This is a genomic window from Streptomyces sp. NPDC006743, assembly GCF_040703815.1.
GTDB lineage: Bacteria > Actinomycetota > Actinomycetes > Streptomycetales > Streptomycetaceae > Streptomyces.
Map to the genome: position 1 here is coordinate 31,214 of NZ_JBEYJA010000059.1, position 10,777 is coordinate 41,990.

General features: G+C 71.8%; 15 protein-coding genes. 3 read left to right on the plus strand and 12 right to left on the minus strand.

What is annotated here, in order from left to right; all coding sequences use genetic code 11:
• Position 1 precedes the first annotated feature (1 nt).
• The 12 genes from ABZ719_RS32335 to ABZ719_RS32390 all read right to left on the minus strand — a co-directional run bounded on the left by ABZ719_RS32335 (position 2) and on the right by ABZ719_RS32390 (position 7,869).
• Positions 2 to 517 (minus strand): HNH endonuclease signature motif containing protein, encoded by a 516-nt coding sequence (locus tag ABZ719_RS32335; RefSeq protein ID WP_366728715.1) that lies wholly within the window; start codon positions 515 to 517, stop codon positions 2 to 4.
• 118 nt (positions 518 to 635) lie between these two features.
• Positions 636 to 806 carry a hypothetical protein gene (locus ABZ719_RS32340; protein ID WP_366728716.1) on the minus strand — a complete coding sequence of 57 codons (171 nt, stop codon included), beginning with the start codon at positions 804 to 806 and terminating at the stop codon, positions 636 to 638.
• Complete coding sequence (locus tag ABZ719_RS32345; RefSeq protein ID WP_366728717.1) at positions 803 to 1,282, minus strand: hypothetical protein; 480 nt, start codon at positions 1,280 to 1,282, stop codon at positions 803 to 805. Before ABZ719_RS32345 ends, ABZ719_RS32340 begins: the two co-directional genes overlap by 4 nt.
• Entirely contained in the window at positions 1,279 to 1,986 is a 708-nt protein-coding gene (locus ABZ719_RS32350) for a cell surface glycoprotein (protein ID WP_366728718.1), read from the minus strand. The genes ABZ719_RS32345 and ABZ719_RS32350 overlap by 4 nt, the downstream gene beginning before the upstream one ends.
• Positions 1,983 to 2,933 (minus strand): mucin-2, encoded by a 951-nt coding sequence (locus ABZ719_RS32355; protein ID WP_366728719.1) that lies wholly within the window; start codon positions 2,931 to 2,933, stop codon positions 1,983 to 1,985. Before ABZ719_RS32355 ends, ABZ719_RS32350 begins: the two co-directional genes overlap by 4 nt.
• A 225-nt stretch (positions 2,934 to 3,158) precedes the next feature.
• Positions 3,159 to 4,853: a DNA cytosine methyltransferase gene (locus ABZ719_RS32360; RefSeq protein ID WP_366728720.1), complete on the minus strand. Its 1,695-nt coding sequence runs from the start codon at positions 4,851 to 4,853 to the stop codon at positions 3,159 to 3,161.
• Positions 4,850 to 5,554, minus strand: a complete 705-nt coding sequence (locus ABZ719_RS32365) for a hypothetical protein (RefSeq protein ID WP_366728721.1) — start codon at positions 5,552 to 5,554, stop codon at positions 4,850 to 4,852. The genes ABZ719_RS32360 and ABZ719_RS32365 overlap by 4 nt, the downstream gene beginning before the upstream one ends.
• Positions 5,551 to 6,633, minus strand: a complete 1,083-nt coding sequence (locus tag ABZ719_RS32370; protein ID WP_366728722.1) for an ERF family protein — start codon at positions 6,631 to 6,633, stop codon at positions 5,551 to 5,553. The genes ABZ719_RS32365 and ABZ719_RS32370 overlap by 4 nt, the downstream gene beginning before the upstream one ends.
• Entirely contained in the window at positions 6,630 to 7,004 is a 375-nt protein-coding gene (locus ABZ719_RS32375; protein ID WP_366728723.1) for a hypothetical protein, read from the minus strand. The genes ABZ719_RS32370 and ABZ719_RS32375 overlap by 4 nt, the downstream gene beginning before the upstream one ends.
• The gene (locus ABZ719_RS32380; RefSeq protein ID WP_366728724.1) at positions 7,001 to 7,375 is read right to left on the minus strand and encodes a hypothetical protein; all 375 of its coding nucleotides are present in this window, start codon (positions 7,373 to 7,375) and stop codon (positions 7,001 to 7,003) included. Before ABZ719_RS32380 ends, ABZ719_RS32375 begins: the two co-directional genes overlap by 4 nt.
• Before the next feature lie 69 nt (positions 7,376 to 7,444).
• Positions 7,445 to 7,648 carry a hypothetical protein gene (locus ABZ719_RS32385; protein ID WP_366728725.1) on the minus strand — a complete coding sequence of 68 codons (204 nt, stop codon included), beginning with the start codon at positions 7,646 to 7,648 and terminating at the stop codon, positions 7,445 to 7,447.
• Entirely contained in the window at positions 7,645 to 7,869 is a 225-nt protein-coding gene (locus ABZ719_RS32390) for an XRE family transcriptional regulator (RefSeq protein ID WP_366728726.1), read from the minus strand. Before ABZ719_RS32390 ends, ABZ719_RS32385 begins: the two co-directional genes overlap by 4 nt.
• 276 nt (positions 7,870 to 8,145) lie before the next feature.
• Here ABZ719_RS32390 and ABZ719_RS32395 point away from each other — a divergent pair, with 276 nt between their 5' ends.
• Genes ABZ719_RS32395 through ABZ719_RS32405 form a run of 3 tightly spaced genes read left to right on the plus strand, consistent with a single transcriptional unit; the run spans position 8,146 to position 10,736 of the window.
• The gene (locus ABZ719_RS32395; protein ID WP_366728727.1) at positions 8,146 to 8,592 is read left to right on the plus strand and encodes a helix-turn-helix transcriptional regulator; all 447 of its coding nucleotides are present in this window, start codon (positions 8,146 to 8,148) and stop codon (positions 8,590 to 8,592) included.
• Between the two features lie 15 nt (positions 8,593 to 8,607).
• A complete protein-coding gene (locus ABZ719_RS32400; RefSeq protein WP_366728728.1) occupies positions 8,608 to 9,027 on the plus strand; it encodes a hypothetical protein in 420 nt (139 codons plus the stop codon).
• A complete protein-coding gene (locus ABZ719_RS32405; RefSeq protein WP_366728729.1) occupies positions 9,024 to 10,736 on the plus strand; it encodes a recombinase family protein in 1,713 nt (570 codons plus the stop codon). Before ABZ719_RS32400 ends, ABZ719_RS32405 begins: the two co-directional genes overlap by 4 nt.
• The last annotated feature ends 41 nt before the right edge of the window (positions 10,737 to 10,777 follow it).

Sequence of the window (10,777 nt, forward strand, 5' to 3'; positions counted from 1 at the left end):
GTTATGCGGCCCTTTCGAGGGTGCGGGTTGTGCGGGGGTGTAGGGGCGCGACGGGGGCGAGGCGGTCCTCGCGGGCGCGGCGGCGGGCGGCTCGGGCGGCGGCGTTCTTGCACGCCCGGCACTTCCGCGTTCCGTCCTTCGCGCGGATCGTGTTCGGCTGGTCGTAGGCGTGACCGGCGGGGCAGTGCGTGACCGCGGCTCGCTGCGCGACATGGTTCGTCGAGCGGAGCACGTTCACGCGGTGGGTGACGGCCTCAAGGTGGCCGGGGGCGACGCACTCGCGGCGGCGGCACCGGTGGTCAACCTCAAGGCCGGCGGGTATCGGGCCGAGGTGCTGCTCGTAGGCGTAGCGGTGGGCCTTGACGGTGCGGCCGGCGACCCAAAAGGTGCCGTACCCCTTCTCGTTCTGCGCGCCGTCCCACAGGTGACAGGGGCCGGGGCAGTCCCGGCGGAGTGACCAGGGGCCCGCGGGGTTCACCTTGGCGGCGAACCGGGCGGCCGGGGTGGGCCGTTCCATGGATGTACCTCCGTCGGGATGTAGTGGCCTTGCGGGACAGACAGACTATCTGTCTGGACAGAAAGTTAGCAGACAGGGGGGCGCGCCGGTCATGGGTAAACGCCCCCCTGTTCTGCGGTTACGCGGCGGCCGGGGCGTCGCTCTCGGGCTCGTCGAGGGTGAGCGTCCACCCCACGGCCGTGAGTTCGCCGGCGACGGCCTCGGCCACGTCCTCGGCGTCCTGTAGGCCGTTGCCGTGGGCGACCTCGACGGCGGCCCGGATGGCGGCGAGGGCGGCGTCGGGCATCATCGCTGCGCGCCGGTCACGTGCCGTGCCTCGCGCCGTCCGCACTGCTCGCGGGCGACCGGCGGGCGCACCATCATGCGGGCGAGGGCGTCGAGGTCGCGCTCGGACTGCTCGGCGGCGGCACGGCGGGCGGCGGCGGCCTGCTCGGCGGCGCGGCGCTGCGCCTCGGTGCGGTCGCGGGCCTCGGTCTCGGCGGCGAGGCGGGCGGCGAGCCGGGCGGGCCCGTCGACCTCGAACCACGTCGACCAGCGTCCGTACCCGTGGTGTTCCTCGACGATCACGTACGCGCCCTGGTCGGCCATGTCGCGCGCGATGCGGCGGGCGGCCTTGCGGTCGCTGGTCGGCTTCACGGCGGGCCGGTCGGGCCGCTGGTCCCACGATCCGGTGATCCGGAATCCGGTCGTGTTCTTCGTGCGGTCGGTCGCCTTGGCGCGGCGGCGGTGCGTGGCGCGCTCGGGGTGCTTCTTGTTCCGGTTCATGCGGCCGGCTCCCTCGGGGCGTAGTGCTGGGCGGTGGCGAGTTCGAGGCGGGACGGGTGCGGCGTGGTGCGGTCCCGGCGGCGCTTCCCGCCCTGCTGGCACGGCTGGCCGGGGCGGGCGCGGCACGTCACGTACGGGCACGTCACGTCGAGCGGGTCCGGGAGGTTGGCGGCGGCGCGGCGCTCGCGCTCGGCACGCGTCTTGCGGAAGTCGGCGAGGGCGTCGGCGACGGCGCGCGGCATGTACTCGACGCCGAGGGCGGCGAGGCGGGCGGCGGCGAACTCGTTCCGTTCGTCGCGGGTGCTTCCGCCGGTCAGTTCGCGGTAGACCGTCGGCGCGGCCTGCCCGGTGGCTATGGCGGTCCGGGTGTCGGCGAGGGCGGCGCGGTACGCGGTCTGGTCGTCGGGATCGACCGGCGGCACGGGGTCGGTGTGGCGGCCGAGTACGTCGGCCTTGAAGCTGTGCCACGGGCGCGATACGTCGCTCGGCTGGATGCGGTACGGGCTGGTCGCGATGTGGTGGCGGACGACGTGACCGGCGTGCCAGTCGCGGCCGTCGGGGTGCGGGGCCGTCGTCGGTACGTCGGCGAGCAGGTCGAACCACTGGTCGAGGCGTTCGTCGGCCTCGGCCTGGTCGGCGGGGGCGAGGCGGGGGTCGAGGCGCACGGCGTAGGCGAGCAGCGCGGCCACTTCTTCGACCATCATCGGGCGTTCTCCTGGGGGTTGAGGGCGGCGGCGAACATGTCGGCGGCGCGGGCGACACGGCCGGGGCGGGCGGCATCGAGGGGGATCACGTCGGCGCCGGGCGAGGTCGGGGCGCCGTCGGGGACGGGCGGGAGCGCGGTCCAGCCGGGCAGGAAGTACCGGACCGAGCGCGGGCGGGAGCGGGCGCGGCCGAACTGCCCTCGGGCGTGCTCGACCAGGGCGGCGACGGATGTCCTCGCGACGATTGCCTCAAGGCGGAACCACTCGGCCGTTTCGAGGGACCACTCGACGACGATCCCGGCGGCGGTGAGCGCGTCACGCAACGGAACGACGTTCACCGGAACGGCGGGGGTCGAGGCGTAGCTAGCTCGCTGTACCTCCGTAGGAGGTACAGCGGGACGGGACGGGTCGGGACGGGGGGACCGTGACGGTTCTTCGCCGTCACGGTGTGACCCGTGCTCCTGACCTGCGATGTCGTCGGGAAACTCGATCTGATTCGCGGACGGTTCGCGATTTTCGCCCGACGGATCGTCGTCGATTCGCGGACGATTGGCCGACGGATCGCGCGGATTACGCTCCTGGTTCCGCTGTTCTGCGGCCCGTTCGCGGGCGCGTTTCTGGCGCTCGGCGGCGGCGGCGCGGTCGTCCTCGACTCGGGCGCGGGTCGGGTTGTAGGTCAGGAAGTCGTGCATCACGTAGTCGCCGGCGGGCGGCTGCTCGCACCGGGCGCAGCTGTGGCCGTGGGCGTGCCACAGGCCGGACGCGACCAGCTTCCGGGCCTGGGGCGCCGTGCCGTACAGCTGGGCGACGACACCCGGTATCACGCCCTCGGTGAGGTGCTGGGCGGCGTACGCGCCCGCGCGGACCCACAGGCCGAGGGCGGCGTTACCGGCCTTGAGCAACTTCGGGTTCGTGTGCGCCGTGTCGTCGACTTTGAACCAGGTCACGGGGGTTGTGCTCCTGTCGGGGATGGGGCACCCGGGGCGAGGGGCCGGGCGGCTCGTCCTCGCCCCGGGGCGTTCACTGGGCGCGCTGGCGCTGGAAGTACGGGCGGGTCCGCGCGGGCTGGTGCTCCTCGCACCGCCACCCGCACACGTACGGGCGGACCGGCCGCGCGCCGCATCGGGGGTTGCCGTGGTCGCACGCGGGCGGCGGCGGGGGCTCGGCGGCGCTCATGCGGCGAGGCCGAACCGCTCGGCGATTCCGGCGCGGTGTAGCAGGAACCGGATCGCGTGGGCGGCCTGCTGGGGCACGACGCCGTTCCCCAACGCCTTGAGCTGGGCCGGGCGGGACAGGCCCGGTACGCCGGTCACGTGGCCGTGGTCGAGGCCCATCATCCACTCGACGAACTCGGCGGTCAGGCGGCCTCGATCGTCAGTTGGCCGGGGTGCCGGTCGGCCCGTGACCGCTTCCCACCGTTCGACCGCGGGGGCGTAGGTGCCCCAATCGAGGCCGCGGCGTTCGCCAGTGTCGGCGTCCCATCCCCGTACTTCTGGTTCGGGCTCGCCTTGGTTCCGTCGCTCGCCCTCGGCGTCGGGAACATCGGCAACACGACCTCGGACAGCGGCGGTCGAAACCCCTCGCTCGACCGGCGTCCCGGCGTCCCCGTGTCGCTCGCCCTCGGCGTCGGCAGCAGGGGCGCGGCGTCCGTCAACGTCTCCCCGTACCCCTGCCCGTACGGCGTCCCGTCCTCGCGCCGGTTCCTCGACCCGCGCGAGTCGGCGGCCGTCGGCGTCGGCAACAGGTGCTCCACCTCGTCCGCGAGCGTCGGGCCGTGCCCGCCCCGCTTCCTCTTCTCCGGGTGCTGCGACCCCCCGTTCACCGCGAGTTGCGCCGTCGGGGTCTTGAGCAGCCGCACGACCGCCGGTAGGCCGTCCTCGAACCCGACTCCCTTGCTGTCCCTCGCCCTGGGCGTCGGCAGCTGCGCGATGCGCGCCCGCAACGTGTCGTTGCGGTTCCCGTCCGGGGCCCCCGGCCCGTTCCACTCGCTCGTTGTGGGGGTCGGCAGCAGGCCACGCGATGATGAAAACGCGCTCACGCTGGTGCGGGGCCCCGACTTCGGATGCGCGCTGCACGTGCCATTCCGCATCGAGCCCGAGGTCGGCCAAGTCGCCGAGAACGGCGCCGACAGCTCGAAGAGTGTCGGTGTCTCCGTCGTCCTCATCCACAGGCGCGCCGTCGAGTCCCAGACTGCGAACGGCCTTGGCGGAGAGGAGTCCGCGAACATTCTCGATCACTACCAATCGGGGTCGGAGGATGGCTATCGCGCGGGCCACGTGGAACCACAGGCCGGACCTGGTGCCCTTGATCACGCGCTCGGGCGGCGGGCCCGCCGGGTCGGCGAGGTCGCGGGCGTTGAGTTCGGCAACCGCGGCGGCGGCGGCCATGCCGGACAGGCGCGACGGCACGGCACCGGACGGCGAGGCGGCCTCACACGTCGCGTGGTCGTGGTCGCCCCACCGGCAGTTGCCGCAGAGCAGGGCGCCCGCGGGTATGACCTGGTCGCCGATGACGCCCGCCCGCTTGCCGGCGAGGCTCACGTCTTGGCACGGGAAACCGGCGCACAGGATGTCGACCGGCTCGACGGCCGACCAGTCGACGCGGGTCACGTCGCCGTGGTTCGGCACTTCCGGCCAGTGGTGCGCGAGGATGCGCGCGGCGTACTGGTGCTTGTCGTCCGGGTCGTACTGGCAGTGCCACGCCACGGTTGCGCCGAGCAGCTTCATGACCGCCATGTCGAGGCCGCCGTACCCGCTGCACAGAGACCCGATCCGCAACCGGTCGGACACGTCGAGCGCGAGCTGTCCGGGAACGTCGGTGAACCGCTCGGCGATCAGCTGCTCGGCACGGTCGAGGGTGCGCGTCATGCGGCCTCGCCCCCCGCCGTGATCGCGGCGAGCTGCTGCGCGAGGGCACCGGAACGCCACGCGGCGGCCGTCGTGTCCTTCCCGCCCTTGCGCCACGTGATCGCGTACGTGCGCGCCCTGGTCGGCTTGATGACGACGCCGGGCACGTCGAGGACTTCACCCGTGGTCTTGTCGACCAGCTTCGCGGCCTCGGCCGCGTCCATCTCGGCGAGCAGTTCCGCGAGCTTCCACGGCTTGACCTCGCGCACGATCCGGGTCGTGGTCCACTCCTCGTCAGGCCACTGCTGCCGGACCCACCGGGCGAGGGCTTCCTCGTCGGTGACGACCGGCCCCGTCTCCCCCTTGCGCAGAGAGATCGTGGCGACCTGCTCGCCGGTCGGCAGGGACGCGACGACGCGCTCGGTCCCGTCGCGCTTCTCGGCGGCGTCGAGGGCCCGCTGTGTGCGCGCCTTCACGTCCTTCTGCGCGGCGGCCACCCGCTCGGCGAGCAGCTTCAACACGGCGGCCTCGGTGGCGAGGTCGCGCAGCGACTCGGCCGGCTGCGCGACGGCGGGCTCGGCGTCGAGCGGCTGCTCGTCGAACGTCGGCTCGCGACCGGCGGCGGCGTCCGCCTCGACCTTGAGCCGCTGCACGCCGAGCGCTTCCGTGATCGTGTCGTAGTGGTGCTGGGCGATCGGGTCGTCGAACGTCGGCTCGCTCATGCGCTCGCCGCCTTCGCGGCGTCGAGCAGGTCGTCGCGCATCTCGCGCAGCTGCTCGACGGTGCCCTCGGCCGACTTGCGCCCGTACTTCGAGCTGAACAGCTGCTCGACCTCGGCGCGGTCCGTCACGCCCGCGCTGCGGGCGGCGTCGTACAACTCGCCCACGGCGGCGGCCTGTTCCTCGTTGCCCTGATGCGGGCGCGGCTGCTGACCGGCGGGGGCCTGCTGCGACTTCTGGGCGGCCTGCCTCTTCGCGGCGTCGACCTGGTCCAGCTGGGCGACGAACTCGGGCGGGGCCCCGGCCGCGACGGCGGCGGCGCGCACCTTCGCGAACGCCTCGGGCGTCGGCGCCTTCCGGGCCTGGGCGAGGTAGTCGGGGCGCTGCTGCTGGCGCTGCTGCTGGGGCGGGGCCTGCTGCTCCCACGGGCCCGCCTCGGCGCGGTTGCTGCGGCGCGGCTGCTGCCCGCCCTGCTGGCGCTGCTGGCCGTTGCGGCGCTGCTGCTGACGCTGTCCGCCCTGCTGGCGCTGCTGGGGCGCGGCGGGGATCGGCGCGGTGTCCTGGTCGCTGTCGTCGATCGACCGCGAGTCGACCGGGATCATGAACACCCAGAACAACATGTACTTGAGGGCGGCGCTCATGGCCTTGTTGGTGCTCTTGTCGCCGCTGTCCATGGCTTCGCCGGGCAGGGTCACGAGCAGGCAGTCGCCGGCGGGCCCATAGATGCGGTACAGCATCTTGAGGACCGTGTGCGTGCCCTTCTCGCCGCGCGGGCGCTGCCGGTGCTCGACGACCTCGGGCGCGATGAAACAGCCGTGGTTGCGCATCGGGCCCGCCATGGCCGACATGGCATCGTCGACACCCCGGAAGCTGTAGTTCTGCTGGGTGTTCTGCTTGTCCTTGCTGACCGGCATTACGTCCTGCATCACGCCGTGAATGACCTGGAACACGCGCGGGGCGTCGGCGGCGGCGCCGGGCGGCGCGGGCTCGTACGCCGTACGGATGGCCGGGGCACCCTCGACGGCCACCGGGGCCATGGGGCCGGGGGCGGGCTGGTTCGGGTGCAGCTGGGTGACGGTCACGGGCGCGTGCTCCTGGTCTTGCTGTGCCGGATGCGACCGGCGAGGCGGGTGATACGACCGGCGAGGGTGATCGCCGAATCGGGGTCGAGCAGGTCGTCGAGGTCGGCGGCGATCGGGGCCTCGGCGGCCAGTGCCTCGCGGCTCCCGTCGGCGGCGGCGGCGCGCATCGCCCGTTCGTACTCGGGCACGTCGTGCCCGTAGATCGCGCGGTCGAGGGCGGCGACGTTCTCGCCGTGTTGGGCGAGCAGGGCGCCGAGGTCGTCGGGGGCCTCGACGTACGCGAGGGCGAGGTCGTCGAGCAGCTGCTCGGCGCGGGCGGCGATCGGCAGGCGGACGGCGAGGCCGTCGGCGGTCAGCTGGGGGCGGATCATCGGTGCAGCTCCTCGGGCATGGCCGGGTCGTCGAGGGCGAGGTCGCCCGTCGCGGCGTCGTAGGCGTGCGGGCGGGTCCAGTCGGCGGCGGGGAACGCGCGGCGCAGCAGGCCGAGGGCGGCGCGGTGTGCGGACCGGTCGGCCTTGAGCGGCAGGCCGAGCGCGTCGTCGAGGGCGACCCACATCGCGACGCGCTGCTCGCCGTCGCGGTCGGTGCGCACGGGGACGATCCGCACGCGGACGGTGCCGGGGGCGATCTCGTCCAGCTGCCGGGCGAGTACGCCGGTCAGGGCGAGCCGCTTACGGGCGGCGAGGGCGCCCGCGATGGCCTCGGCGGCGCGGGGGCGGGCGGTAATCTGGGGGGCGTTCACGATCGGTACCTCTTTCGGGGTTCGGTCGGGGAGGGCCGTCCGGGTCGCGACCGGGCGGCCCTTCGCGTTTCAGGCGGCGGCGCGGTGCGGGGCGTCCTGCTCGGCCTGCTGGGCGCGGCGGTTGCGCTCGATGCGGCGTATGGCGAGTTCGGCCTCGGGCGCGAGGCGACCGGCGGCGCGGTCGCGGGCGATCCGGTCGAGGGCACGGTCGAGAACACGCCGTGCGTTGGCGAACGCGACCTCGCGCGGGATGACGGTCGAGGGGCCGGTCATGCGGCGGCCTGGGTGCTCGACTCGCGCAGTTTCAGCAGGCGAGAGGCGGGGATGCCGTACTCGTCCTGTACGGCGGCGGCGAGGCGGGCGCTCGGCGCGGTCTTGCCGGTCCACAAACGCCAAGCCGTCACGGGGGCAACTTTCAGCCGGGCCGCGAGGTCTGTGTAATGCCGGTCGCCTTTGTCGGTGGCAACTGCCACAAGGTGCGCACGGTCGTACATGGGCCGTTCCTTTCCGGTCAGACAGTCTGCCTGTCTGGACAGAAAGTAACACCTATCTTTCAGGAGTGAAAGTTAGGGCAGGGGGTCACGGCCTGTGACGTTGGGTGTTTTGGCGTTGACAGGCCGGTACGCCCGATACAGAATCGGACGTACGTTCGAGGCATGAGCGCAGGTCACGGCCTGTGTTCGGGCCATAAGGGGGTGAACCGGTGCGCCGACGCGCCAAGTCTCAAGCGCTATGTTTCGCGCGAGACAGCTACGCGCTATCTTTCACCCATGAAAAACAGAAAGCGCGGCGCGACCGACCGCGCCGAGCAGTTCGCGGCCTGGCTTCACGACCAGCTGACCGCCAAGGGGTACGACCTATCGGGGGCGCGCAGCGGGGGCAAAAGCCGCTTCGCCGAAGACTCGGGCCTTAGCGCCTCTACCGTCGGCCGACTGCTCGACGGTAAGCGGGTCACGGACATGGACGTACTCGCCCGGCTCGCCGACCAACTCGGCATCACTCTGGGCACGGTCCTGCTCCGTGCGGGCATCGTCGAGGACGAGGACCTGATCGCCGTACGGGAGCCGGAGACCGGCCCCGACGCGATGACCCCCGAACAGGCAGCAACGGCCCTCAACATCACCGACCCCCATAAGCGCGCCGTCTTCGTGTCGATGACGGAAACGCTCCAACAGCCACCCCCCGACACAGGCGAGGAACGACTCGCAGAGCACTAACGCACGGAGGCACCGTTGAACGGCCGCAGGATGTACGCCCCCACTGTCGCCATCCTCATAGCAGGCATCACGCTGGGCCTGCTCGGGATCTTCCAGGACGGGGGCGACCTTTCGCGCGCCGGAATCCTGATCGCATTCGCCGCCCTCCCCCCACTCTGCTACTGGCAGACGCAGCGAGCCCACGACGGAGTAGAGGACCAGGTCGCCGACGCCCACGAAGCCGGCTACCGCCTCGCCCTCGAACACGTCGCTAAGGGCCTGCTCAGCAGGAAATCCGCACCGCCGGACGGCGGGACGCACGTCGAGCCGGTCGACGACCGCGCCACCGTGAACGACGACCGCGCCGCCGGCGGAGCCGCGGGCCCCGTTGTCCCCGACAACGTGCGCCCGCTCCGGCTCATCCGCCACGACCACGACGAACGGAAGATCGTATGACCCTTCCCGACATCCCGACCACGTTCCACGGCTCGGCGCACGCCGGCGAGCCGTGGATCGGCTATATCCGCGTGTCGACGTGGAAAGAGGAGAAGATCAGCCCCGAACTGCAACGGACCGCAATCGAGCAGTGGGCCGCGCGCACCGGCCGCCGCATCGTCGACTGGATCATCGACCTTGACGAATCCGGGCGCCACTTCAAACGAAAGATCATGGGCGGCATCGAGCGAATCGAGCGCCGCGAGGTGCGCGGAATCGCCGTGTGGCGGTACTCCCGATTCGGCCGCAACAGAACCGGGAACGCCGCCAACCTCGCCCGCGTCGAGGCCGCCGGGGGCCTGCTGGAATCGGCAACCGAACCTGTCGACGCCTCGACCGCCATCGGCCGGTTCGCACGCGGCATGTACATGGAGTTCGCCGCGTTCGAGTCGGACCGCGCGGGCGAGCAGTGGAAGGAGACCCACGAGCACCGCCTCGCCGCCAAGCTCCCCGCCACCGGGCGCGGCCGGTTCGGGTACATCTGGCACCGCCGGGCCGTCCCCGACGCGACCGCGCCGAACGGCATCCGGCTGCAACAGGAGCGGTACACCCTGCACCCCGACTACGCGAGCGTTGTTGAGGAACTGTACGAGCGGAAGACCGAGGAGTACGAGGGGTTCAACGCCCTGGTGCACTGGCTCAACGAAGAGTTGGTCATCCCCACCATGCGCGGCAAGGCGTGGGGGGTGAGCAGCGTCTCGCGGTACCTCGACTCAGGGTTCGCCGCCGGTCTGCTCCGTACGCACGACAAGTCGTGCCCGTGCGGGTACAGCAGTGGCAAGCGGAGCGGATGCCCCGACAACCGGTTCATCTACCTGCCCGGCGCACAGCCGCGCATCATCACGCCCGACCAGTGGGAGGCGTACAGGGAACACCGGAAGATCACCAAGCTGACGCCCCCGCGGGCCCGAAAGGCCACGTACCCGCTTACCGGCCTGCTCCGACACGGGTACTGCCGACACCACATGAGCGCAGCGTCGTACACGTACAAGGGCGAGCAGATGCGCGGCCGGAACCTGGTGTGCAGCCGGAACAAGCACACGAGCAAGGTCGAGTGTCCGAAGGGGATCAACGTTCGGCGCGACTACGTCGAGCGCGAGGTCAAGAACTGGCTTGAGCGCGAGGCCGCCCCCGGCATCGACGCGTCGCCGCGCCTGCCCGTGCAGCGGTCGGAGCCGGCCGAGGACCCGCGCGCCCGCGCGCAGCGTGAGCGGGCACGGCTGCAAGTCGAGTTGACCAAGGTCGAGAAAGCCCTCGACCGACTCGTCATGGACAACGCGTTGAACCCGGAGAAGTACCCGGCGGACAGCTTCGCGCGCGTGCGTGACCAGCTGGCCGGACAGCGCGGGTCGATCATGAACGCGATGAACGAACTCGGCGAGGTCGAGGCGACGCCCACGCGCGAGGAGTTCGTACCGCTGATCGCGAGCCTGATCGAGGCATGGGACCTCATGCAGCCGATCGAGAAGAACGCACTTCTACGACAGATCGTGCGGCGCGTCGTGTGCCACGACATCCGTACGCCGGGGTCGCGCTGGATTCAGGTGCGGGTCGAGGTGCACCCCATGTACGAGCCGGACCCGTGGGCCCCGATCGCGGGCGAGGTCGTCGCCCGGAAGGACGAGCCGACCGAGGTCGACGACCGCGCCGACGGTGAAACCCTGTTCTGACCTGGGGTTTTTTATTTGCCCCTTTAGAACCACAGTTCCAC